This is a genomic window from Gilvibacter sp. SZ-19, assembly GCF_002163875.1.
In the GTDB taxonomy this organism is placed as follows: domain Bacteria; phylum Bacteroidota; class Bacteroidia; order Flavobacteriales; family Flavobacteriaceae; genus Gilvibacter.
In genome coordinates, this window is record NZ_CP019333.1 from 1,044,562 (window position 1) to 1,069,203 (window position 24,642).

General features: G+C 44.8%; 25 protein-coding genes. 13 read left to right on the forward strand and 12 right to left on the reverse strand.

Going from position 1 to position 24,642, the window contains the following annotated elements; genetic code table 11:
* The 4 genes from BTO09_RS04770 to BTO09_RS04785 all read right to left on the reverse strand — a co-directional run bounded on the left by BTO09_RS04770 (position 1) and on the right by BTO09_RS04785 (position 3,058).
* Positions 1–1,218: a bifunctional alpha/beta hydrolase/OsmC family protein gene (locus BTO09_RS04770; RefSeq protein ID WP_087523677.1), complete on the reverse strand. Its 1,218-nt coding sequence runs from the start codon at positions 1,216–1,218 to the stop codon at positions 1–3.
* The gene (msrA, locus tag BTO09_RS04775) at positions 1,215–1,763 is read right to left on the reverse strand and encodes a peptide-methionine (S)-S-oxide reductase MsrA (RefSeq protein WP_087523678.1); all 549 of its coding nucleotides are present in this window, start codon (positions 1,761–1,763) and stop codon (positions 1,215–1,217) included. Before msrA ends, BTO09_RS04770 begins: the two co-directional genes overlap by 4 nt.
* Complete coding sequence (gene msrB / locus BTO09_RS04780) at positions 1,756–2,214, reverse strand: peptide-methionine (R)-S-oxide reductase MsrB (protein WP_087523679.1); 459 nt, start codon at positions 2,212–2,214, stop codon at positions 1,756–1,758. The genes msrA and msrB overlap by 8 nt, the downstream gene beginning before the upstream one ends.
* A 94-nt stretch (positions 2,215–2,308) precedes the next feature.
* Positions 2,309–3,058 (reverse strand): hypothetical protein, encoded by a 750-nt coding sequence (locus tag BTO09_RS04785; RefSeq protein WP_157663424.1) that lies wholly within the window; start codon positions 3,056–3,058, stop codon positions 2,309–2,311.
* A 110-nt stretch (positions 3,059–3,168) separates the two neighbouring features.
* Here BTO09_RS04785 and BTO09_RS14610 point away from each other — a divergent pair, with 110 nt between their 5' ends.
* Genes BTO09_RS14610 through BTO09_RS04800 form a run of 3 tightly spaced genes read left to right on the forward strand, consistent with a single transcriptional unit; the run spans position 3,169 to position 5,715 of the window.
* A complete protein-coding gene (locus BTO09_RS14610) occupies positions 3,169–3,819 on the forward strand; it encodes a DUF4331 family protein (RefSeq protein WP_087523681.1) in 651 nt (216 codons plus the stop codon).
* 14 nt (positions 3,820–3,833) lie between these two features.
* On the forward strand, positions 3,834–4,415 hold the full coding sequence (locus BTO09_RS14615) for a DUF4331 family protein (RefSeq protein WP_087523682.1): 582 nt from the start codon (positions 3,834–3,836) through the stop codon (positions 4,413–4,415).
* Between the two features lie 10 nt (positions 4,416–4,425).
* Positions 4,426–5,715 (forward strand): lipopolysaccharide assembly protein LapB, encoded by a 1,290-nt coding sequence (locus BTO09_RS04800; RefSeq protein ID WP_087523683.1) that lies wholly within the window; start codon positions 4,426–4,428, stop codon positions 5,713–5,715.
* 73 nt (positions 5,716–5,788) lie between these two features.
* On the opposite strand, the gene BTO09_RS04805 is transcribed toward BTO09_RS04800, so the two are convergent.
* The 3 genes from BTO09_RS04805 to BTO09_RS04815 all read right to left on the reverse strand — a co-directional run bounded on the left by BTO09_RS04805 (position 5,789) and on the right by BTO09_RS04815 (position 7,681).
* Entirely contained in the window at positions 5,789–6,550 is a 762-nt protein-coding gene (locus BTO09_RS04805) for an anti-sigma factor domain-containing protein (protein ID WP_087523684.1), read from the reverse strand.
* On the reverse strand, positions 6,550–7,089 hold the full coding sequence (locus tag BTO09_RS04810; protein WP_087523685.1) for an RNA polymerase sigma factor: 540 nt from the start codon (positions 7,087–7,089) through the stop codon (positions 6,550–6,552). The genes BTO09_RS04805 and BTO09_RS04810 overlap by 1 nt, the downstream gene beginning before the upstream one ends.
* Before the next feature lie 100 nt (positions 7,090–7,189).
* Positions 7,190–7,681 carry a DoxX family protein gene (locus tag BTO09_RS04815; protein ID WP_087523686.1) on the reverse strand — a complete coding sequence of 164 codons (492 nt, stop codon included), beginning with the start codon at positions 7,679–7,681 and terminating at the stop codon, positions 7,190–7,192.
* Positions 7,682–7,875: 194 nt separating this feature from the next.
* On the opposite strand from BTO09_RS04815, the gene BTO09_RS04820 reads away from it, so the two are divergent.
* The 5 genes from BTO09_RS04820 to BTO09_RS04840 all read left to right on the forward strand — a co-directional run bounded on the left by BTO09_RS04820 (position 7,876) and on the right by BTO09_RS04840 (position 13,148).
* Positions 7,876–9,426, forward strand: a complete 1,551-nt coding sequence (locus BTO09_RS04820; protein ID WP_087523687.1) for a thiol-activated cytolysin family protein — start codon at positions 7,876–7,878, stop codon at positions 9,424–9,426.
* Positions 9,427–9,546: 120 nt separating this feature from the next.
* On the forward strand, positions 9,547–10,392 hold the full coding sequence (locus BTO09_RS04825) for an AraC family transcriptional regulator (RefSeq protein WP_087523688.1): 846 nt from the start codon (positions 9,547–9,549) through the stop codon (positions 10,390–10,392).
* Between the two features lie 362 nt (positions 10,393–10,754).
* Positions 10,755–11,303, forward strand: coding sequence for a carboxymuconolactone decarboxylase family protein (locus tag BTO09_RS04830; RefSeq protein ID WP_087523689.1), 549 nt, complete (start codon positions 10,755–10,757; stop codon positions 11,301–11,303).
* A gap of 29 nt (positions 11,304–11,332) precedes the next feature.
* The gene (locus tag BTO09_RS04835; protein WP_087523690.1) at positions 11,333–11,728 is read left to right on the forward strand and encodes a cupredoxin domain-containing protein; all 396 of its coding nucleotides are present in this window, start codon (positions 11,333–11,335) and stop codon (positions 11,726–11,728) included.
* Between the two features lie 139 nt (positions 11,729–11,867).
* Complete coding sequence (locus tag BTO09_RS04840; RefSeq protein WP_087523691.1) at positions 11,868–13,148, forward strand: acetyl-CoA hydrolase/transferase family protein; 1,281 nt, start codon at positions 11,868–11,870, stop codon at positions 13,146–13,148.
* 40 nt (positions 13,149–13,188) lie between these two features.
* On the opposite strand, the gene BTO09_RS04845 is transcribed toward BTO09_RS04840, so the two are convergent.
* Positions 13,189–13,524, reverse strand: coding sequence for a single-stranded DNA-binding protein (locus BTO09_RS04845; RefSeq protein ID WP_087523692.1), 336 nt, complete (start codon positions 13,522–13,524; stop codon positions 13,189–13,191).
* Positions 13,525–13,771: 247 nt separating this feature from the next.
* Between BTO09_RS04845 and BTO09_RS04850 the strand changes: the two genes are divergently transcribed.
* Both BTO09_RS04850 and BTO09_RS04855 read left to right on the forward strand, forming a co-directional pair.
* Complete coding sequence (locus BTO09_RS04850) at positions 13,772–14,119, forward strand: hypothetical protein (protein ID WP_087523693.1); 348 nt, start codon at positions 13,772–13,774, stop codon at positions 14,117–14,119.
* 7 nt (positions 14,120–14,126) lie between these two features.
* On the forward strand, positions 14,127–14,807 hold the full coding sequence (locus BTO09_RS04855) for a hypothetical protein (protein ID WP_087523694.1): 681 nt from the start codon (positions 14,127–14,129) through the stop codon (positions 14,805–14,807).
* A 2-nt stretch (positions 14,808–14,809) separates the two neighbouring features.
* Here BTO09_RS04855 and BTO09_RS04860 read toward each other — a convergent pair whose 3' ends face one another.
* The gene (locus BTO09_RS04860; RefSeq protein ID WP_087523695.1) at positions 14,810–15,271 is read right to left on the reverse strand and encodes a CBS domain-containing protein; all 462 of its coding nucleotides are present in this window, start codon (positions 15,269–15,271) and stop codon (positions 14,810–14,812) included.
* 140 nt (positions 15,272–15,411) lie between these two features.
* Between BTO09_RS04860 and BTO09_RS04865 the strand changes: the two genes are divergently transcribed.
* Complete coding sequence (locus BTO09_RS04865; protein ID WP_087523696.1) at positions 15,412–17,751, forward strand: M28 family peptidase; 2,340 nt, start codon at positions 15,412–15,414, stop codon at positions 17,749–17,751.
* A 54-nt stretch (positions 17,752–17,805) separates the two neighbouring features.
* Here the strand turns inward: BTO09_RS04865 and BTO09_RS04870 are convergent, their stop codons facing one another.
* Both BTO09_RS04870 and BTO09_RS04875 read right to left on the reverse strand, forming a co-directional pair.
* Positions 17,806–19,869, reverse strand: coding sequence for a M13 family metallopeptidase (locus BTO09_RS04870; RefSeq protein ID WP_087523697.1), 2,064 nt, complete (start codon positions 19,867–19,869; stop codon positions 17,806–17,808).
* A 78-nt stretch (positions 19,870–19,947) separates the two neighbouring features.
* Positions 19,948–20,532 (reverse strand): hypothetical protein, encoded by a 585-nt coding sequence (locus BTO09_RS04875; protein WP_087523698.1) that lies wholly within the window; start codon positions 20,530–20,532, stop codon positions 19,948–19,950.
* A gap of 159 nt (positions 20,533–20,691) precedes the next feature.
* Between BTO09_RS04875 and BTO09_RS04880 the strand changes: the two genes are divergently transcribed.
* Positions 20,692–21,648: an NAD-dependent epimerase/dehydratase family protein gene (locus BTO09_RS04880; RefSeq protein ID WP_087523699.1), complete on the forward strand. Its 957-nt coding sequence runs from the start codon at positions 20,692–20,694 to the stop codon at positions 21,646–21,648.
* 5 nt (positions 21,649–21,653) lie between these two features.
* Positions 21,654–22,370, forward strand: a complete 717-nt coding sequence (locus BTO09_RS04885; RefSeq protein ID WP_157663425.1) for a hypothetical protein — start codon at positions 21,654–21,656, stop codon at positions 22,368–22,370.
* A 47-nt stretch (positions 22,371–22,417) separates the two neighbouring features.
* Here BTO09_RS04885 and BTO09_RS04890 read toward each other — a convergent pair whose 3' ends face one another.
* Entirely contained in the window at positions 22,418–24,487 is a 2,070-nt protein-coding gene (locus tag BTO09_RS04890; RefSeq protein ID WP_087523701.1) for a T9SS type A sorting domain-containing protein, read from the reverse strand.
* Positions 24,488–24,642 lie beyond the last annotated feature (155 nt).

Here is a 24,642-nt window from a genome sequence, read left to right on the forward strand (position 1 = left end):
CTATAGGAGTTTAGTGTCGATGATGGTTGTAGAGGTCAAAGTTTTATGAACGGGGCATTTGCTGGCAATTTGTTTTAAGCGCTCGCGCTGTTTGTCGTCTAGGTCTCCGATAAATTCTAGTGTTTTCTGAATGTGATCAATTTGACCAACAACATCTGAATCTTGTTCTTGTGGCAAGTCGTCCGCATGCTTTTTGGAGTAGGTCACATAGCAAAACACTTCGCGTAGATCCCATCCTTTGCGCTGGGCGTACATTTTTAAGGTCATTACAGTACAAGCACCTAAAGCCGCATTGAGCAATTCGTAAGGAGAAGGGCCAAGATCGTCTCCCCCTACAGCATTGGGTTCGTCTGCTATTAGAGTATGGTGCGGCGTAAAAACTTCGGAGGTGAACTTATTCTCCAGATCTAAATGCACCACTACCTGCTCTCCTTTGGTCGAAATAAGCTCCTGATCCAATTCTGGGAAGTATTTTCCTGCCCAGGTTCCTATCATATCAGCTACATAAACCGCATCGACCTTATTGGTCAATAAGTGATCTGCTCCATCTAAAGAAATAAAACTCTTGGGGTGAAAAGCAGCATGATACAATTTAGCCGCATTCTCTATGGCTACTGTAGTGTCTTGTGGAGAATGCATGATCAAGTAAGGCACCTTTAGACCATTTATGGTTTCTAGTAAATTTCTAGAACGAAGATCTTCTACAAATTGTTTCTTTATTCTAAACGGACGACCTCCGATATTGACCTCCGCAGAACCTGTCTCCTCAATTTCTTCAAGGCCATCTGCAAACAAATGTGTTACGTGATCCACCTCTGCCGGAGCTCCAATGGTCACCATGGCCTTTACAGAATCTAAATGGGCTGCCGCCGCCAAGACCGCAGCTCCTCCTAATGAATGTCCAATGAGCATTGCCGGAGCCTGATACTCCTTTTCCAAATAATTCGCAACAGTGATCAGATCCTCCACATTGCCAGAGAAATTCGAATCGGCGAATTCTCCACTGCTACGACCAAGACCGGTAAAGTCAAAACGCACAACGCCAAACCCGTGATTGGTAAGGGTTCTGCTAATATACCTCACCACACTCAGGTTACTGTTGCAGGTAAAACAATGGGCAAAGATGGCATAGTGCCTCACCTTGCCATTGGCAGGGACTTCCAAACGTGCAAACAGGCTGCCATTGGACTTAGCGATCTCTATATTTTTGGTTTTCATGCTTTAGTTGTTCGCAATTTTTCACTGTGTAAACGGCGAAGCTTTTGCAATTTTGGGGTAATCACATAACTGCAATACCCTTGGTTGGGTTGTTTGTTATAGTAATTCTGATGATCTTCTGTGGCTGCATAAAAAGCTACTGCCGGACTCAATTCTGTTACTATAGGCTCATCATAATAGGCCTGCATCTCTTCCAATACCTTAGCAGCCGTTTCTCGCTGCTGCTCGTCGTGATAATAGATCACAGAACGATATTGGGTACCCACATCTGCCCCTTGTCTGTTTAGGGTAGTTGGGTCGTGGGTGGTCATAAAAATCCGAAGCACATCGGCATAAGAGATCACTGATGGATCAAACTCCAATTGTACCACTTCTGCATGCCCAGTTAGTCCACTACACACCTCTCTGTAAGTAGGATGCCCGGGAACTTGGCCTCCGCTGTATCCAGACACTGCGGAATGTATGCCGTTAACCTCTCTAAAGACCGCATCTACACACCAAAAACAGCCTCCACCTATTGTTGCTACTGATAGCGTATTACTCATGAGCTGCTTCTTTTTTTAAATCGATCGATAGGGAATTCACACAATAGCGCAATCCGCTCGGCGCCGGCCCATCTGGGAACACATGCCCCAAATGCGCATCGCAAGTATTACATTGTATTTCCACGCGCACCATACCAAAAGAAGTGTCTTTGATATATTTTATCGCATTCTCTTTGATAGGTTGGGTAAAACTCGGCCAGCCATTGCTAGAATCGAATTTTATCGTGGAGTCAAACAGCGGCGTGTTACAACATACGCAATTGTATTCCCCAGCTTCATAAACACTGCAAAGCTCCCCAGAAAAAGGTCGCTCTGTTCCGTGTTCTCTTGTGATCCGATATTGTTCAGGGCTCAATAATTCGCGCCACTCGGCCTGTGTTTTCTCTACGCGCTTATCGGGCTCAGGATTCCCTTTTACCGAAAATCTAATGATGTCGTTCCAATTTAACATAGCTTGTTTTTCAATGAATCTATGAAGTTAAAACATATGAGTCGAAATAAGGAGCAATAACTGTCAAGGTTTTGTGAAACTTTCTCCAGAGGAGTTAGTTGCCTCTAATTAACTCAAGGGCTTCCTTGAAAAAGGAAAAGCCGTCGGTCTGTGCATCTGCTAAGGCCAAAACACCACCTGTAAAACCGTCTCTGTGCCAGCGACCTTGGTTTAGCTCTGAAACATCTTCTGGCAAAAAGGATTGCCCGTCTTTGTAGCAGCTTAGATAAAAATACATTTGAGCTTCTACCTCGTCTGGAATAGCCATTCCCCAGCCGACACCCAATCCGGAGTCTAAAGTGAGATAAGCCCCAGTGTCAAAATGGTGTGGCCAAACACGGACCGCGACCTGCTTGCCTAAGTAAGTGGCAAATGCTTCCGAGGCAATCTGCGCCGCTCGGCGCTGGTTGATCAGTTGATTCAAGGCCGCACTACCCGGAGTAGACAGCTTATCATCTTTGGCCCATGAATACGGCAACTCGTAATGAAAATTGTACTTATAAGGTTTTTCAAAACCTAAACCTATTGCACTTTCGGTGAGCCAATCCAAAACTTGGGCGTGTGTTTTTCCATCCAATTCGCAAATGGCCTCTAGGCCGTCTCCCATCCACAGCAATGTAAAGTCAGCATAACTAAAACACAATTTAAGCCCTGCACTATTTAAAGGGTGAGTCTCTAAACGTGCCGCTTGTCTAACAAAACCGAGGTTGGTGTGACTGTCGTCTTCTTTGGGCTCTAAAAAAGAAATAGCAGCAGCCGTTAAGTACTGCGCAATAAGATGTATGGACTGAATGGGAGTGGGCATTTTTGCTGTTTTGTAAAAGTTACGAGAAAGAATTTTTAAAAAAAAGTGCAAAAAGAAAAACCAAAGAGACTGGGCTTGCGTAAGTAGGGTGTATACCAAAATCAAAACAAATGAAAAATTTCAAAATTAAGCACGGTCTGATCTGTCTGGGCCTGCTTTCTATCGGACTTATCGCTGCAGATCATATTGACGCGCCGGCAGTCCAAGGACAGACCACCGACATTACGGACATTTATGCCTTTGAGGGTGAGGATACGAACAATATAGTGTTTGTAGCTAACCTGCAAGGACTACTAGGTCCAGGGGCAACCGCAGCCGCACAGTTTGACGAGAACACTTTGATAGAGTTCAACTTTGACTTGGACGGAGATGCGGTAGAAGATCAGGTTTTGCAGGCTATTCCAAGAGATGGCACTATGTATTTTTTTGGTCCGACTGCCCCCGCGAGTACTGGCCTTAACAGTAGCGTTGCCGTAGATGCCACAGCCTCATCTGTGATGATCACTCCTTACGGGGAATCAGCCATTACCGCTACTAATGCCGGGATGCAGTTTTTTGCCGGCCCAAGGGACGACCCTTTCTTTATGGACTTTGCCCAATTCACTGCAATAGTCAATGGAGATGCTACGGAGTTCAACAACCCGGGAAGCGACACCTTTGCCGGAACCAATGTACTCTCGGTAGTAGTTGAGCTACCTAAAAGCATGCTCGGCGGAAGCGGCACTATTAACTATTGGGTGACCGCAAATAGCAAACAATAATTAAAACACAGATCATGAAAATTAAACAGTTTATATACCTTTTTGCGCTTTTGGTTGTATTTGCAGCCTGCTCAAACGACGACGACAACACCAATCCTATGATGATGGACGATGACGGTGTGATGATGGATCCGGAACCAGACTTTACAGGTACTTTTTCTCAGTCCGACCAAATGGGACGACCAGCAGTGAATACTGTATTTGTTTCTTCGGCTTCTAAAGACAGTTTTAATACCACTATCCCTTCAGAGCAGCAAGCAGCTTTTCAGGCTATGTTTCAGGCGAACCTGATGGCTTTAAGTCCAGCTTATGCGAATCCTGGAGACACCAATGCCTTAGGCTTGGATGCAGAAACCTTTACTTCATTATTGGCCACAGATGTGCTCAATGTGAGCCTGGACGGGACCACTACCTTTTTTGATGGCACCAACGTATTGACAGGAAGAGCTTTGGCAGACGACGTGATCACCGTTGAATTGCTATTGATCTTTGGTGGTGAAGATTTTATGGAAAATCCAGGATTATCTAATGACAATGTAGATGCTAACGACGCAGCTTTCTCTAGCTCGTTCCCCTATTTAGCAGCTCCTTGGTAAACCAGAAAAAATGAGAACAAGAATTGGACTTGCCATATTCGCTATTGGGATACTGATCTATACATTGATCCCAAAGAACAAGCCCATAGCGGATCTGCAAGATATCGATACGAGTTTGACAAATGCCCCCCGGACCTCAGCTTGGTTGCAAGAGGACATCGCCTTTTGGCAATCCAAACTGGACAAGTCTCCTGGTGAGTTTAGCTACAAGGCTAAGCTTGCCGGGGCTTATGGTCTGAGCTTTTCAGAAAGTGGTGCATTTGACGAGCTTTTTGAAGCAGCATCACTTTGGGACCAGGTAAACCAGCAAACGCATTATAAAGAGGCCTCTTTCTTAAGGGCCGCAGCCAAAAATGCCATAAGTCTGCATGAGTTTAAAAAAGCTGAATCGCTTTTGCTCAAAGCAGAAAAATTAGGCGAAGGTTTAACGGCTACGCAATTGATGCAGTTCGATGTTGCCATGGAACTCGCCAAGTATGATCAGGCAGAAAAACTCTTAGAAGACCTAGCTGACCCAAGCAACGTAGACTATTTGATCCGACTCTCTAAATGGAATGATTATAAAGGCGAGCTCAGTGAGGCTATTTACCTTTTAGAACAAGTCCACGACTGGGCACAGCAACGTAACAACGAGAAGCTGGAATTTTGGGCGATCACTAACCTGGGAGATTATTACGGCCATGCCGGAACCATTAAAAAAGCATATCAGGCTTATTTAGAAGCCTTAAGAATTGATCCGAGCAGCGTATATGCAAAAAAGGGTATAGCCTATATCGCCTTTGCCCACGACAATCAGCCTAAAAAGGCTTTGCAAATAATTCAATCTATAAAGGGATACGAAACCAACCCTGATCTGCTCTTGTTGAGCGCAGACATTTATGATCACTTGGGAGATTCTAAAAAGCGATTGCAACAACACAATACTTTTATAGAGCAGGTGGCTTCCCAAGGGCTAGAAGTACTCTACCGCATGCCTTTGGCTAGTATTTTGGCCGAAGAATTTCAGCAATACGACACCGCATTGGATTTGGCCAGAGCCGAGGTGGCTCATCGGGCTACTCCAGAAACTTACGATCTACTCGCGTGGATCTATTATTTAAGCGGGGATCTGGATAAGGCTGTTGCATTGACAGAAAATAAGGTATGGGGGAAATCTAAAGAACCTGTGCTCTTATTGCATTCGGCTCAAATATTAAAAGCTGCCGGAAAACTATCCTCCGCAGCAAAAATTAAAGAAGAACTTTTGGAAGCCAGCTTTGAACTTGGACCTAAGAGCAAACGTGAGGTTATGTCACTTTAGCCTGAATTCAAGGCGTTTTTCTAGTTATGTTGGTTAGTTATGCGTCCGTTGCCGAAAGGTAGCGGGCGTTTTTTTATGGTGTAGTGCTGACAGCTCCTAACACGTAAAGGTTCTCCAGGGTTGGAGATTCACTACCTCCTTCTGGTTCTAAGGTGATCCCGTAAGCCTCGGTGTCGAACTCATTTTCTATAACGTAAAGATTCAGGTCGTCTTTAGACTGCTCCAATACACCCAAACTCTGCGGGCTTAATGGATCGAGCTTTAGAGACCACAACTGATACTGCATACCCTGTGGAGCTTCAGGTAGTCCGTTTACATCTAAATACAAGGTTTGCTGTTCCGCGTTCCAATAAACTGCAGCATAGGTGTTGGCATAATTCCCCTGCCCTGCCAATGGTATCTTTTCAACACCAGGTGCGCGAAGCGCGTCTAGTAAGGCAGCGGTTAAAATATTCGAAGCGCGTTGGGATTCTAATTCAGATTCTAACAGGATTTCCTGCTGTTCCAGTTGTTCTACAGAAAGTTGAAGTTCTGAGCGTTCTACAAAAAGGCTAATCAAACCAATAGTGGCAAGTGTAGCCGCTGCCCAACCGCCGTAAGTGAACCATTTTGGACTGGATTTGGTCTTGCCGATAACGCGTGGAGTACCAATAGGCTGAACCGAAGCTCTTGCAATGGCCATAGCTTTAAAGGCCTGCTCAATGCGAGCAGCTTCTGCCTCTAGTTCTGGATGTTTTTGCACCAAAGCATGGACCTCTGCCTGTTCTGCAGCAGGGAGCGCTCCACTTACGTAGAGTTCTAAAATTCCGGATGCTATGTACTTATCTATATCCATCAGTTGATACCTAGAGTATTTCTGAGTGTATTAATACATTTTCTTATCTGAGTCTTGACTGTTCCCAAGGGAATGTCCAAATCTTCTGCTGTTTGCTGTTGCGTGAACCCTTTAAAGAACAAACGATCAATCAGGTTTTTACAACGGTCTTCTAATGCGTCTACAAAGGCTGCTAAGCCGATCGCATCTGTCTGACCCTCAAAAGCATTACTGCCTCCAAATATATCTACGAAACTAGTCGGATTTAGGTTTTGTTTTTGCTCTTTGGCAGATCGAGATCGCAAATGATCTATGGCTGTATTTCTGGCAATATTCAAGATCCATGTAAAAAAACGACCTCGCTGCGGATCAAAAGTATCCAAACGACTCCAAACCTTTAAAAACACATCTTGGCAGAGTTCCTGAGCCACTTCCGGAGATAAAACAATAGCCTCAATAACCCCTAACATAGCCGGTGCATATTGCTTGTGCAACTGCTGAAAGGCGCGCTCGTCTCCTTTTTGGCAAGCGGCGATTAATAGATTGAGGGTATCTGCCATAAGAGTACGACAAATTACTAAAAAGAATAAAGTAAATGACTCGCCTGAGCCGCTTTATTTCCCCTAAACTACTCTCTTGTAATGCTTTTTTTGAAAGTGCTTACTTGCGGTCGAATCGCTTGGCGATCAAAGCGTCTAGACCAAATCTGCCCGAGCCCAATACCAAGGTAAAAATAGCGATCCACAAAAAGCCCATAGCCGGTAACATTCCCCATGTACCTTCGCCCCATTTCTGAAAGAAAATAGCAGTAAGCATGGTACACATAATTAAGAAGGATGTCATTCGCGTGTTGAGTCCCAAAGCCCAAAACACGCCACCAATAGCTTCAGAGGCAGCTGCCATCCAAGCAAAAAAAGTTGGTGCCAAGGCAAATATTCCACCAAAGGCTTTGACATCTTCTGGGAACCAATCGACCACTTCAAAGAGTCCCAGCTCTTTGTCTGGTGGAGACCAAGGCATTCCGAATTTGCTACTTCCAAAATCAATAGTCAACAACAAACCACCTACAATTCGAGGTAGTGCGAAGAGGGCGTCCTGATACCATTTGTGTTGGTAAACCGGACGAATCAGTTTTTTGAGCGTGTTTTTCATCTGTGGTTATTTAGTATGACTGCCTAGTATTTCTGCCTTAAAGAGTGAGCTTCTCCAAGAAAGTTACGCTTTTAATTGTATTGGCACCTTTAGGCAAAAAATTTTACCCCTGTCCATGCTTTGTCCATACTGATTTTTAGGAGGTTAGAAGCACCGCCTCTAGTTTTGACCCTGTTGAATCAAAAACCAGTAAAATGAAAACTACACGAACCACTAGACACTTTTTTCCACTGCTTTTAGGATGCTTCTTTTTGATCCTTTCTTGCAGCAAGGAAGAAGACGGCTTGCCTGGAGTAACTCCAGACGCGAACAGTATCAACGAATACCTATTTTCCTTATCCTACAACGCAGACGAACTGCTAGAAGTACAGGAGACCGGAGGCCTAGCCAGCTACAGAGAAGAAACCTTTACGGACACTGACCCGGGCTCTCCTGTACAAGGAACTGTAACCGGATGTACCACTACTGGATATGACCTTTATTCTAATTTTGATCAGATCGCAATTCTGAGACCTACAGAAGGCGTTATTTATCCCGGAGCACTAGTTGTAGGTAACGGAACCATGCTCGATGGAGCACCAACACCTTTCGCTGTGGACCGCGCTCCTGCCCAAATGCGTGTGGATCTTCCAGGGATAGGAGAGAACGGAAACTTTATAATTGACGACCCAGGGAGTTTTGCCAATGTGGATGCCGAACTCGATGTGGCCTTAGAATGGTGGAACGCCAATGCGTATCAAGAAGGTTATGTGAACGAGGCCAATTCTACCTATCAATCGGCAACCTCATACTCCTCTACCCAACTGAGCTTTGACATTGGACTAAATGCAGAATGGGCAAACGGCTCTGTTGCCGCACAATTCGAATATGAATCCAACACAGAACAGCGAGTGGCTTCCATAGCTTTTAAACAAGTCTTTTATACCGTAACCATGGACACTCCTGTTTCTCCTGCGGCTGTATTTGGCACTGATGTAACTCTGGAACAAGTACAGACCATCATGAACGCAGACACTCCCCCGGCTTATGTTTCGTCTGTTGCCTACGGCCGTATAATCATGGTACGCATGGAAACTACAAATATGGATACCAGCATTAATTTAGATGCCGCGCTAGAATACGGAACAGGCCTGAACAACGCTACCGGAACTGTTGCCGCTTCTTTTGACGAGGTACTCCAAAATTCAAGTATCAGTATCATCACCATAGGTGGTAATGCAGAAGTGGCTACAAGTGCTGTAGATGCAGCCAGCATTGAAGATGGCCCGGGAAGTTTGAGCTATATCATCACCGGAGATAACGCTATTTATAGCAGAACAAATCCAGGAGCGCCTATCGCCTACACGATCCGCTACCTAAAAGACAACACCTTAGCCAAAATGGGATATACGACAGATTACACTGTTGAGGAGTGTGGAAGTCTTCCTTTCAATCACGAAGAAATAAAAGTAACTAACGACTCTTTCCACGACATTCGTTTTCGTTTGCGTTGGAGAGCACAGAACTCTACCACTATTTACAACGGGCCTTGGGTTGAGGTGAATCAAGACAATTCTGCCAGTCGAACTCCTCCAAGTGGCTCCCACGATGTTGAGGTACAAACCCAATGGCAATGCGGTGCAGGAGGCTGGAACGATATGGGCGAATTCGATCTGAATTATGTCTACAATGAGACTTGTTTCAGAGCGACAGGAGGGAATATAATTTGTGCGCCCGCCACAATAAGTTCTGTAAGCTGTAACTAAACTTTAGCGCTTTTTTTAGCAGTCCCCGACTCGGGTTGTCGATTCAACAACTTGAGCGGGGGCTGTCTCTTTTTTTGTCCTAAACTGTAAGTAACGGTGTTGTTTTAAGACAACTTGTTTATGAACAACACCACCTTTACCGAATTTGCCACCAACGCCGTATTTAGAATAGGCGCCTCCAACGACCTCACCAGCTTTGACTCCCCAGAGCGCATCGGATATTACACCTTTATCTGGGCAATGGAATCGGAGGTCGAGATTGTTGTAGACAGCGAGCCCGTAAAACTTTTACCAAATCAGATCTTGGCCCTTACCCCCATTCAATATTTCCAATTTGTTAGTGGAGAAGGACTCCGAGTTTACCAGTTCAATAGAGAATTCTACTGTATTAAAGACCACGACAAAACTGTGGGTTGTGCAGGAGATCTATTCTTTGGTAACGATTATATTCCGGTGGTGAGCCTGGCGGCAGAAGAAGTAGAAAAATTTGAATTACTACATCAGATCTTTTTAGAAGAGATGAACAATAAAGATCGCGTTCAAGCAGAAATGCTCCGGATGTTACTCGCGCGATTTATAATAAAGACCACAAGGCTGCTCAATCAGGCCGACCATCCGCAGCAAATAAAGAAAAAGTCCGACCTGCTGCGAAAGTTCAATATGTTGGTTGAATTACATTTTAAGGAGCAACACGGGGTAAAATTCTATGCCGAGCAAATGTTCAAATCGCCAAAGACCTTGGCCAATTCTTTCTCAAAGTTTAACAATACGCCTTTGCAGATAATTCATCAGCGAATAGTGTTGGAAGCCAAACGTCTGTTGACCTATTCCGATCTGAGCAGTAAAGAAATTGCATACGAACTCGGTTTTGACGATCCGGCACATTTGAGTAAGCTCTTTAAAAAGCATACGGGTATGCCTCCATCTGCATTTAAGGCAAACCACATCCACACCCTCACCCAGTAAGGGAATAATATACAAGCCACAGGGAAGCATTTGCATTAGCCGAAAGCTTTCTTGATCGCATCTTTGTATCGAACAATTAAGTATACGATATGAAAGCGATTCCGTCCATTTTTGAGCTTATTTCTACCAAATTCAATAGAAATAAAGCCAAATCATTAAAATTTAATTCAAAAGAGCATTGTGCTGTAAAGAGCCACCACGACTTCTATTGTGAGGCAGAAAGACCATTTGGCACCATGCGCACCTCGATCTAATTAAAGGAATATTTGACATGATCGAAGGAGTTTTATACATGGTCTGCCGCTTAGTTTTCAAGCAATTTTGTCCTATCAAATTAATTACAAACATAAAATCGAAATACAATGAGATCATTTAATGTACCCACTAGAGAAGAAGTGAGTGAAAACAATCAAGCCATTTTTGACAAGCTACAAGCTGCGCTTGGTTTTGTGCCGAACCTATATGCCACTTACGCCCATAGCGAAAATGCATTAGGAAATTACCTTACACTTGCCAACAGCAAAACTTCACTTTCTGCTAAAGAGAAAGAAGTTGTGAACTTGGCGGTGAGTCAGGTCAACGAATGCAATTACTGTTTGGCTGCCCACACCGCTATTGGCAAGATGAACGGCTTTAACGATGCGCAGATCTTAGAACTGCGCGGAGGATCGGCTTCGTTTGACAACAAATTGGCTGCATTGGCCAACCTAGCGAAGGATATTACCGAAAATCGTGGAGCAGCCTCTGATGCTGCATTAGAGCAATTTTTCAATGCCGGTTACACCAAAGAGAATTTGGTAGACACCATAGTGCTCGTTGGAGACAAAACCATCTCAAACTACCTGCACAAAACCACTGATGTAGCGGTAGACTTCCCTGCAGCCCAGCCTTTGGCCTTAGAAACTGTTTAATAACCCAATCCTAAAAAATAATAGAAACTATGAGAAATTTATTAATTGCATTAGCCTTTGTTTTCGGTGCTGGACTTACTACCCAAGCACAAGACAGCATGAAGAAAACCATGAACGACAAGGCACAAATTGTTGCCCTAGAGCAAACAAAAGGGCAATTCACCCAACAGCAAGTGGAACTAAAAGCCGGAGATTATGTTTTTGCCATTAGCAATAACAAGGCCGGAGTGGATGTTGGTTTTGTATTAGTACCAAAAGGTGCCGATGCCTCAAACCCTGACAACCACATCAAAGCGGCTTATGTAACGCAAGTTGTGGCAGAAGGAGCTACCGAAAAGTCCAATGTTGTGCATTTAGAAGCTGGAGAGTACGTGTATTTTTGCCCGCTTAACAAAACACCACAGTATACCCTAACTGTAAAGTAGGTGTGTTTAGTTAGTTGATGGAAAACCCCGGCCAGAAAGTCGGGGTTTTTTTATAAATGGATTGCACAGATATGACACTTATCATAACTCAATGCCTCAAAAGCCTGCAACTTTGCAGCTGTAATTAAAAATACAGCCGATGAGATCTTCTCTAAAGTTTGTTGACCTTCACGAAGCAGTTTCTGTTGTTAATTCTGGCGACCGTATATTTTTTCAAGGTGCAGCCATGACCCCAAATGAACTTATCGATGCCCTTTGTGCAAGACATGCACAACTTCGGGATGTTGATATTGTTCAAATACATACCGATGGTCCTGCTCGCTACATGGAGGCGCCATGTAATGAAGCCTTTAATTTATTTAGCTGTTTTGTGGGCCCTAATGTTCGCAAAGGTGTGAATGCTAACAAAGGAGATTACATCCCTATTTTCTTGAGCGAGATTCACCTGCTTTTTAGACGAGGTTTACTCCCTTTAGATGTAGCCTTTATCCAAGTTTCACCTCCTGATAGACACGGTTATTGTTCTCTTGGGGTTTCGGTTGATGTTGCCTACCCAGCTATACAGTACGCCAAAAAAGTGGTCGCCCAAGTTAATCCGCAGGTACCAAGAACACATGGTGATGGAATTATTCATGTTAGCCAAATTGATGTTGCCGTAGCTGTTAATCGTCCAATTCACACTGCACAGGCTCCTGCATTTACCGAGGTAGAGCAAAAGATAGGTGAACATGTCGCTGCCTTGATAGAAGATGGCGCTACCCTTCAAATGGGCATTGGAAGTATTCCAAACGCAGTGTTGCATAATCTACAAGGGCATAAAGATCTTGGAATTCATACAGAGATGTTCTCCGACGGGATCTTACCATTAATTGAAAATGGCGTGATTAATGGCAAATACAAAAAACTCAAACGCGGTAAGATTGTAACCACATTTGCTGTGGGTTCTGAAGCGCTTTATGATTATGTAGACGACAACCCCGCTGTTCATTTTAAAGAAGCTGCTTACACCAACAACAACGCTTTAATAATGATGAACCCAAAGGTTACCGCAATTAACAGCGCCATAGAGATCGACCTTACTGGTCAAGTTTGTGCCGATACTATTGGAACTTATCAATATTCTGGTGTGGGTGGTCAGATGGACTTTATTCGTGCAGCCGCTCTATCTGAAGGAGGCAAGCCTATTTTCGCTATGCCCTCCACCACCAAGAAAGGCGATTCAAAAATCACAGCACAATTGATGCCCGGTGCCGGAATCACCACCACTCGTGCCCATGTTCATTATGTGGCAACCGAGTATGGCGTAGTGAACTTATTCGGTAAAAGCTTAAAACAACGCGCAAGCGCACTGATCTCTATTGCTCACCCTTCACATCGAGAAGCTTTGGAGCGCGAAATGAGAGAACGCTTTAAAATGTAGGGCAGTCCAAAGACTGCCCCTCAGCGCTTGGGGAGCCGATTTAGGCTTTGCCCAAAAGCAGTAGTTCGTTCACCATGACTTCGGTGACATATCGTTTGTTCCCATCTTTGTCGTCCCAAGAACGGCTAGTGAGCTTGCCTTCTATAGCGATCTCCTGCCCCTTGGTCACGTAGTTCTCTACTATGTTGACCAAGCCTCCGCGAACAATGATGTTATGCCATTGGGTTCGTTCCACTTTTTGGCCTTGTTTGTCTTTGTAGCTGTCGTCTGTAGCCATTGAGAACTTGGCAATTTTACCGCCGTCGTCAAAGGTTAAAACTTCTGGTTCTTGTCCAAGTCTTCCGATCAACTGTACTTTGTTTCTAAGTGCATTCATAATAATTTAATTTAAAGGTTAACAGTTAAGTCTATCGAACCACCATGATCCGACAGGGCAAACATAGAGACCCAAAAAGCACCGAGTCGGTTGAATTTCGTTTACACTTAATTGTAGTTGTTTCTAAATATTTGTTGTCGGATAATAGTGTGCATTTATAAATTGAAGCAAGTCTGCCAGAAATCAAGTCATGAGCAAATACATAATTCCGTATTTTTCACATAGCTCCCCCATTAAAAATGAAACAATGGAAAGAGCATGTCTGGAATGTGGAGCGGTCTTAGTTGGGCGCTCGGACAAGAAATTCTGTGATGACGGTTGTAGAAATAACCACAACAATCGGATCAATAGGGCAAACACCAAGACCATTCGCAACACCAATAATTCCTTGATGCGCAATTGGCGGATACTGAATAGTCTCAATCCGAAGCAAAAAAGCAAAACCTCTAGATCTAAATTGCAAGAGCTGGGATTCAATTTCAATCTCTACACCCGAATCTACACCACCAAGGCAGGGCGGGTTTACTATTTTGTGTACGACCAAGGCTATTTACCGTTAGAAAACGATTATTTTGCATTGGTAAAACGCCAATAGTCCACTCATGAACGAAGATTTAGCTATCCCTCTGATATTCATAGTAATCGTACTGACCAGTTTAGGCGTGGGGTACTTTTTTAGCAAGAAGAACAAAATCTTACGCGAGCTCAAAAAAAGTCCTTCCAAACCCATAAATACCGTAAAAGAGAAAGAATATGTGAGGCTACACGGCGTAGTGGAACCCGTGGATGAGCCTATGATCGCTCCTTTGAGTAAAAGACCTTGTGTTTACTATCACATAATCGTAGAACGCAAAGGAGATAAAAGCTGGCATACGGTAATAAACGACCTAAAATACAGCGACTTCTATCTGGCATCAGGTGGAGAAAAAGCGCGCATCAGTGCTCACGACAAGCGCGCATTGATGTTTCATTTGGTTGTAGATCACAACAAACGCAGTGGTTGGTCTACAGAACCGAGCGCGGCCATGACCTCCTATTTGAAATCTCAAGGATACGACGGTAAAACCTGGTTTTTTAATACCAACAAGACCTTGCGCTACAAGGAAGCCGTTCTGGAACCTGGAGAACAAGTTGTGGTAAAGGGTATTGGACGTTGGAAACGTCTAGAACAGCCCATAGCCGGTTATAATTATTCCCGATTGCTAGAGCTTAGTGGAAACTTTAGACAGCGTCTTATAGTGACAGATCTGCCTAAAGCTTTAAAAGTATTACCGAAGCGATAAGCCTACCAACTTCGCCCTTTGAGCTGCAAGGCTGCCTTAAGCACATCTTTCTGACTGATCTGCCCTACCAATTTTCCATCTTCGACTATAGGAAATCGGCGGCGTTTGGAATTGATGAAACGCTGAGCGGCATCGAATACATTCAAATCGCCATCTATGGTTTCTACATCGGTTGCCATATGCTTTTCTACCGTGATATTATCCATAGGTTGATTGTAGTAGCGACTCTCGCTGATCTGTTTCATACAATCGCCTTCCGAGATGATCCCGACAAGCTCTCCTTTATCATTGACAACAGGACCTCCGGAGATCTTGTGTTTGATAAGGGTGTTCATTACCTCTAGCACCGGTTGATCGGGCCGAAAAGTGATCAAGTTGCGAGTCATATAGTCCGAAACACGAATGTTTTCGGCCGACCCTTTGACAGGTTTGGAGCGTCTTGCAATGTAACTTTTAATGGCCATGATCTTACTGTTTTATCCTAATATACAATTATTTAGCTAAAGTCGGTTACGGGAAAGCAGCAAAGGGAGGAAACCAATTATTTATCTTAATTTTAAGCAATGCGGTTAAAATCCGCAGTATGACCACTTAAACAAATTTGATGAAACGCACTTCCCACCTGCTGTCCTTACTGTTGCTCATTGGCTTGGTTTGGTACAGTTTTTACAGCTTAATGCCCACAAAAATCTCTGATGAATCTGCAGCAGAAACCGAATTCTCGACCGCTAGAGCCTTAGTGCATTTAGAGGAGATCGCTGCGGAGCCGCATTATCTAGGATCTCCCGGACACGCAAAAGTCCGAGACTATATCGTCTCTCAACTCGAGGCTTTAGGCCTAGAAGCCAGTGTGCAAGAAGCCTACGATCTGAATCAGAATTGGGGGCAACTGGTTAAACCCAAGAACATTTTGGCTCGTATTGCAGGTAGTGGAGACGGAAAAGCACTCTTGCTGCTTTCGCATTACGACAGCGCCCAGAGTTACAGTCACGGCGCCAGCGATGCCGGTTCCGGAGTGGTGACCATATTAGAAAGCGTCCGCGCATTCTTGGCCAGCGGAAAAACTCCGAAAAACGATATTATCATTTGTATTACGGATTCTGAAGAATTGGGTCTAAACGGAGCATCCACTTTTGTGAATCAACACCCTTGGGCCAAAGATGTAGGCTTGGTTTTGAACTTCGAAGCTCGCGGAAGCGGAGGCCCGTCCAACATGATCGTGGAGACCAATGGCGGCAACAAAAACCTCATCCAAGCCTTTGCAGAAGCCAATCCAGATTATCCGGTGGCCAGTTCACTAATGTATAGCATTTACAAAATGTTGCCCAACGATACAGATAGTACTGTTTTTAGAGAAGATGGTGACATTGACAGTTTCTTTTTTGCCTTTATAGACGATCATTACGACTACCATACCGTTAACGACAACTACGAGAATCTAGACAGAAATTCTTTAGAACATCAAGGGTCTTATTTGATGCCGCTTTTAAGCTATTTTGCCGATGCGGATCTGGAAGGTCTCAAAGCGGAAGAAGATCATGTCTATGTGAATCTGCCGCTGGTGAAGTTTATAAATTATCCCTTCTCTTGGATACTGCCTATGGTATTATTGGGATGGTTCATTCTCCTAGGCCTGTTGCTTTGGGGTACCAAAAAAGGAGCACTACAAGGCAAGGTTTGGGCCAAGGCTGGCGGGGTGTTCTTACTCACTTTGATCGTTGCCGGGCTTTTGACACAAGGGCTCATGTGGCTCCTGTATAAAGTGTATCCGCAGTACGGCGAAATTCAACACGGTTTTACCTACAATGGGCATTATTATATTGTAGCCTTTGTCATGCTTACTTTGGCCGTTTGCTTTGGGCTTTACAGTCGTTTTTGTCAGGGAATCTCAAGAGCGAATCTCATGATCGTTCCACTGGTATTGTGGATGATCATCAATACGGCCATTGCATTGTATCTGCCAGGAGCCGCCTATTTTATCATTCCTGTTTTCTTCGGATTCTTTATACTGGCATATCTAATAAAATATCCGGAGGCCAATCCGCTGCTTATCACCTTACTTTCGGCACCTGCAGTGCTTATCTTTAGCCCTTTGGTACAGTTTTTCCCAGTGGGATTAGGGCTAGAGATGTTGGTTGCCAGTGTTGTATTTACCGCACTGTTGTTTGGCCTTATCGCTGCTGTGACCGGAGCCTTTCCGTTTAATAAATATCTCTGGAAAGTCAGCTTGTTTTTCCTGCTGATCTTTTTGATCACCGCCCATACCCAGAGCAGTTGGTCAGAAGAACGACCCAAGCCGAACTCATTGGTCTATTATCAGGATAATCCGGAGCAAGAAGCGTATATGCTCACTTACGACGGCATTCTTGATGAGTGGACTAGCGCTGTTCTAGGCGATGATCCTGTGGCTGCAGATTCTCTGGTTAGCTCTGTGGCAGGGAGCAAATACAATACCGGATACTCTTATGGAAAGCTCGTCCAGAACGCAAATATTGCAAGCCTAGAGGGCAGCTTAACGGCAGACACCCTAAATGCCAACCGCTTTACACTTACACTAGAACCAAAGCGAAACCTACAGCGCATTAGCATTTATGCAGATACCAGTTATCACTTCAAGGCTTTGGCTTACAACGGACAAACCATTGCCGCAGACAGTAGTGGCCTTGTATGGCCCAAGCGACGCTCTAATTTTATGGGTGTATATCTGATAACCGACAGCGACCCACTGACCATAGCATTTGAATCGGCAGACGCCCAAATGCCGGAATTTCAGTTCTTATCTTATTCTTATGATCTGCTAGATCGGCCTGAATTTGAGATCCCCAAGCGCAGTGCGGCGATGATCCCTTCGCCCTTTGTTGTAAAAGATGCGGTGGTTACCAAAGACCGCTTTAATACAACAGAGATGCTTCCTAGTGTTCAAGACAGTATAGCTCCGCAGTAAATAAAAAAGGCCTTCCCAAAATGGAAGGCCTTCTTGTTTTAAGTCGTTTGGCAATTACCAGATTCGCACGCGATCTTCTGGAGCAAGCCACATGCCGTCACCTTCTTTAATATCAAAAGCCTCATAGAAAGCATCGATATTCAATAGTGGCTGGGTAGCTCTGTAGCGCCCTGGAGAATGTGGGTCTGTTAGTACTTGTGTACGCAAAGCTTCGTCTTTTGCCAAAGTGCGCCATACCGTTGCCCAAGACATAAAGAAGCGTTGCTCCGGAGTAAATCCATCGATGTTCTCCGGACGTCCGTTCTTTTCAAAATACATTTGTAGGCCGTCATAAGCACCAAGTACACCACCAAGGTCACCGATGTTCTCACCAAGGGTAAAGGCTCCGTTAATGTATACGGAATCTACCACCTCGATCTTGCTGTACTGATCTGCCAAGGCCTTTCCGCGAGCAGTGAACTGCTCCAAGTCGGCTTCGGTCCACCAGTTTACAGCGTTTCCGTCGCCGTCAAAACGAGCTCCAGAATCGTCAAAGGCGTGAGAGATCTCGTGTCCGATAACAGCTCCGATACCTCCGTAGTTCACGGCATCGTCGGCCAAATAGTCGTAAAATGGCGGTTGTAGAATTGCAGCCGGGAATACGATCTCGTTGTTCAGCGGGTTAAAATATGCGTTCACGATCTGTGGCGCCATTCCCCACTCACTGCGATCTACCGGTTGGTAAATATCGGCTAGGTTCTTTTTGCTTGCCCAGTCGCTAACAGCGAGCATATTGGCAAAATAACCGTTGTCTTCTTTGATCTCTAATTCAGAATAGTCCTCCCACTCGTCTGGGTATCCGATCTTCACAGTAAACTTATCTAGTTTCTCTATTGCTTTGAGCTTAGTGCTGTCGCTCATCCATTCCAGATTGTTCACACGTTGCTTGTAAGCAGCGATCACATTGGCGATCATCTCTTCTGCCTTAGCTTTAGCCTCTGGCGGGAACTTAGCGTCTACATAAAGCTTACCTAGCGCCTCTCCCACATTGTTGTTTACGGTAGCCAAAGCACGCTCTTTAGGATCGCGCTGTTTTTTGGTATCTCTCAAATACTTGGAATAGAACTCCCAGTTGGTGTATTCGATCTCCGTAGTAAGCATATTGGCTGCGTTGTTCAAGGTAGTCCACTTAACCAAGGTCTTGATGTCTTCAATTGGTGTGTTCTTCATGAAATCTTCTAAAGCAGTCATATAATCTAGATCTAGAACAATCAGTTCCTCGATCTTAACAGGCACTTCCATGTCTGCCATAAGCTTGTCCATATTTACAGACGGCAACATGGCTTGTAGCTCGGCAAAAGTCCGCGGGTTGTTCAACTTGCGAACATCGCGGCTTTCTACTTTGTCTAAACGAGGCTCTTCTAATTGAGTCTCCATGGCCAAGATCTTCTCTGCAGCAGCTGCAGCAGTAGCTTCATCGTCTCCTACATACTGAAGCATTTTAGTGATGAACTTCTTGTACTCTTCTCGGATCTCTTTAGATTTCTCGTCTTGTAAAAGGTAGTAATCGCGGTCTGGCAATCCGGTTCCTCCTGGGCTCACGTAGAAAGTGTTCATAGAAGAATCGTTGAAATCTCCAAAGGCCTGCATGGCCAAGAAAGGAGCACTTACTGCAGGATTAGTTGCCAAAACGGTTTGCAATTCGTCTAAGTTGGTAATGCTGTCGATCTCGTCTAAGGCAGGTTGCAGCGGAGTGATCCCGGCAGCGTCACGAGCTACAGTGTCCAGCTTGGATTCAAAGAGAAAGATCGCCTTAGCCTGATCGGTCTCTGGGCTGTATTTTCCACTTTCTTTTGCCTCTGCAATAAGTTCCAATACATCGGCATCGGTAGATTTACGCAAAACGCTGAATCCGCCCCAAGTAGAGCGGTCACCTGGAATCTCGGTCTCTTTGAGCCAAGTTCCGTTCACATAATTGTAAAAGTCATCTTTAGGAGACACCGTGGTGTCCATATTGGCCAGAATGATCCCGTGTGGGCCATCATCCTTTTGAGCCATATCGTTTTCGTTTTTACACGAACTAACCAGGAGAATGCTCGCAAAAGCACCTACAGTGGCTAGCAAATACATACGCTTCATAGAAGTTGATTTATTGATTTGTTCTTAGTTTGTGGATATAAGACCGTTTTCAGCGCAAAACGTTACACGCTTTAACGTTTATCGCTGGTTTTCGGCCGCAATGATAGAATCCAGGATCGCTTTTTGTTTTTTGCGCTCCTCTTCTTCACTTTCCTTTCTGTCTAGATCGATACGATCTTTTAGCAGTTTCTCGTTAATACGCACTTTCAAATTGGCCAATGAGGTATTGAGTTCGTCAAAGCAGGTGCTAATTGCTTCGGATTTTGGCCGTTCGCTATTGATCGCTTGGTCCAGCAGTTTTACGCGCGTTTGCAAAACGTTTATCCGAGAGATCACACTCTGCTCAGAGAGTGTGTCGGGTACCGTATTGGCCAGCGAATCAGAATAACTCACCAAGCGCTCTGAACGCGATCTGATCTCTGAGAGCGAAAGGGTGTTCATGGCCACAAGTTCGTTCTCAAAGTCATCAAAAATGGACCAGTCGTTCACAATGGCAATAGCTGCGGAGTTGATCTGTGGCAATTTCACGCTAGCCGAGCCATAAAATGAAGTACTGTCTTGTTTGGTCGGGTCTTCTTCTTGTTGTTGTCCTTTTTGAGAATCGCACGCCCAAAGCAGGGCAAAACCCATCAAACCAACCAAAATGTAGAGACTGCGCTGCATATTCCTCGCAAATATAACTAATTAGTCCGCCCAAATATGTTGAAAAAAACATAAATGCCCCTTGCAGATGGGAGAGTATTATTCTGCTTATATTTGCTTTGCAGCTTCCTTATTTGGGGTTGTACAACCAAATAAATACTTCCTTAGTTTAAACCGAGTATGTTAAAATCACGTATCCTGGTCCTGGGTGGCTGCGGACAATTGGGAACCGAACTCGTTGCGCATCTACGCGCGCAATACGGCGCAAAGAAAGTCATAGTAAGCGATATTAAAGAAGCAGACGACGAGATGATGGCCCAAGGGCCTTTTGAGGTTATAGACGCTACCGACTACAGCCAGATAGAAGACGTAGTGATCCAGTATGAGATCACCGAGATCTATCTTTTGGCGGCCATGCTTTCTGCCACTGGCGAAAAGTTCCCGGCAAAGGCCTGGCAACTCAATATGACCTCCCTATTCAATGTCTTGGATCTGGCCAAAGACGGCAAGATCGAAAAGGTGTTTTGGCCTTCGAGTATTGCAGTTTTTGGGGAATCGACTCCTAAGAATAACACCCCTCAACAAACCGTGATGGAGCCCAGTACGGTCTATGGAATTAGCAAGCTTGCCGGCGAGCGCTGGTGCGAATATTATCACCGAAAATACGGGGTAGATGTACGCAGTATCCGTTATCCAGGGCTTATTAGTTATAAAACTGCTCCTGGTGGCGGAACCACCGATTATGCGGTAGACATATTTCACAAGGCGCTCAAACACGACTGCTATGTATCTTTCTTGAATGCACAGTCGGAGCTACCTATGATGTATATAGAAGATGCCATTCGGGCAACCATTGCCATTATGAACGTGCCGAGGTCACAGATCAAAGTTCACAGTTCCTATAATTTGGCTGCACTGAGTTTTACTCCGGAGCAATTAGCGGCCGAGATCAAAAAACACCGCCCAGATTTCCAGATCTCTTACGATCCGGATTTTAGACAAGAGATCGCCGATTCTTGGCCAAACTCCATAGACGATTCAGAGGCGCGCAACGATTGGGGTTGGGAACACAAATTCGGGATAGAAGAAATCACAGAGATCATGCTCCGCGAACTGGGGCCGGTCTACGCTAAATAATACTCATGAAGGTTTTTGGATGGATTTTGGTTGTGCTAGTAGGCTGCGTTTCCTGCGCGGAGGAATCCGCAGAAACCATAGTCATAAAGAGTATGGAATACCATGGCGGCATAGCGGCCTGGGAAGCTACTGATAAGCTCAGCTATCTAAAAACGACCAGACTTTACGGCCCAGACGGAAGTCTGGAATCTGAATCGAACATTGCCTATACTCATCCATTACACAAGGACTTGCCGGCAAGTATGCGCTGGTTAGATGGCGCCCAATTGAAAGCCTTTAAATTGGATTCCACTGGGGGTATCAAAGCCAATTTTGACCTTACCGCTGCAGATAGTATCCGTTATAAGGAGAGTTTACGCACCGCTCCCTATACCCTCTGCCAGCCTTATAAACTTTTGGCAGACGCTGAGCTGCTTAAAAGACATCCGGACGAGGTTTTAGAAGACGGTCTGGCAGTCTATGTGGTTGGTTTGTCCTATACAGAAGAAGACGGCTCCGAAGGAACCAAATGGAAGTACTACTTTAACCAAGACAACTATCGCTTAGAAGCTGCTTTAGTTTTACATAACGGCAGTTTTAGCTACATCCGCAATGATGTATACGAAGAAAAGACCGGGCTTTCATTAAACGCCAAGCGCACGAGCTATCGGACAGACAGTTTGCGCAATGTGCAATACCTGCGCGGAGAATTCATCTACGAATATTTAGATTCCGAACAATAAAAAAGGCTCCAATTCTGGAGCCTTTTCTTTGTCTATAACTATTGAATTTATTGCTTTATCAAACGCTGTACAGCAGTACCTGCACTGCTTTGGAATTTCACCAAGTAAAGACCAGCGGCCAGTTCAGAAACGTCGACACTTAAACCCGTTTGTTGATTCAGCGCTACATTGAGGACTTGCTTTCCGGTAATATCAAATATGGTGATGGCCTCTAGCGGCTCATTTGCATTCCATTGGATCTGCAGCTCGTCTCCTGCCGGGTTTGGATACATAACTACCTGAGCTGCATCGAACTCGTCTACAGAAAGTCCGCAGAAATTGTTAGGATCTTCAATGGTCACCGTAGCAGTACAGTTGTAAACATTACCGGCGTAATCGGTGATGGTTACATCCACAGTGTTCACTCCAATATCATCGCAAACAAAGGCAGCCGGAGATAAACTCACGTCCATTCCAATGTACATAAGGTCTTTAATTCGAACGTCGAAACCATCGTCTGCAGCAGGGTTTCGAATTGCTACAGCAACACCCGTGTCTAAATCTACCGTATAGACCGTATCACAGCCAAAAGTTGTGGAGCTCACCACTTTATTGCCTCCTACATATTCGATCCCTTGAGAAGTTCCACCACAGCCACCATCTGGTACCGTAAAGGAAACCACAAAACTCACCGAAGCATCGGCCAGAGAAATGGCATTTACGTCTATATTGGCTGTTCCGCTAGCGTGCAGCAGCCTGCTGTTCTCAAAATCGTAAGTTAAACCAACACCTCCGGCAGTTCCGGCTGTACCCACATCGGCAAAGGCATTCATAGTTCCGGTGCTTAAGTCGTACAAACCTATCTCTCCAGATTGGAAGGTCACGTAAAGCGCTCCGTCACTACCAAAGGTCATGTCTTGCGCCTGAACATCTCCAAGTGGCGATACCATAGCGTCAATTAAAGTTGTAGCGCCCGTATCCAGATCAAAGGTGAAGAGTGAACGCGCACTTGCGTTGTTCTGTAAAATATAGACCTGATTCTCTATCGGATGATAATCCATGGCAAAGAATTGGTCTGTACCCGTACTGGTAACCACTGGGGTCTTAACACTGATATCGTCCGTAAGCGGATCGTAGTTGTATAGGTGTACATCATTTATCCCGCCAGTGGCGTTCAGATCGATGGCGTAAAGATTGTTGATCGCATTGGTCACAGTACCACCATTGAAAGGAATGGAAAGATCTGATTGTACCTCTACCGTAGCGTCGTTACATTCCGGGCCGCTCGGGGTAGAAGCATTGATGTATGCGAATTGCTTGACCGACCCATCGAAAGGGTTTGGATCTGCCAGGCTTACCGTGGCTCCTGTTAAAAGATCTATGGTATAAATGATTCCGCAGTCAAAAGTAGAAGAAGAGATCGCCTTGTTATTACCCACATACTGCACTGCTTGGGCCGTACAAGAACCCGAAGCTCCAGGAATGGTAATGTTGAACAAAAAGGTTGCCACTCCTGTATCTGGATTGATGTCCCATATAGAAGGATTACTAGTACCTGCGCCGTATATTAAACGGTCATTGTCAAAATCGTAGGTCAATCCGGCTCCTCCTGCCGCAGGCAAGGTTCCTAAAAGTGTAGCAACTCCTGTCCCGGGATCGTAAGTCTCAATTGCGCCAGAACCGAAGGTAATATAAACCACTCCGTCTGAATCGATAGCCATGGCGCTCGGGTTAGTAGCTCCACTAGAAGAAACTACGGCTCCTAGGTCTGTGATAGAACCAGATACTGGATCCAAAATGTGAAAGTTTCTGGTTCCACTGCCGTTATCTAAAATGGCATAGACCAAACCGTCTGCCGGATTGTAATCCATAGCAAATGGCGTCGACATTGCGATATTTAAAGCTGCCCCTGCGTCATAAAACAGGCCATCAGATTCTGGGAAATAACTGAATCGCCCAAAATTAAAGGCTGCATCCACAAAAGTGATCGCGTACAGCGAATTGTTAGGAATGATGGATCCTCCAATGTTGAGTTCATCTGGAGTGCAATCATCGTCAATTGGGGCAGACGAAGCTGTAGCAAATAAACTGGCCGAAACCATTAGCATTGCTATCAGCGTTAAGTAGCATTTTTTCATTGTCTTTATTTGAATATTGTTGATTTACCTAAAGGTAGCAAAAAAGAATAGCGTTTTTACGCTAGTGTATTTCTAATCGATCAAATGATGGAAAAACTTCTTAAAATCGAATGGCCAAGTAAGATTTTTCCTTAATTGTCAGCGCTTTACAAGCA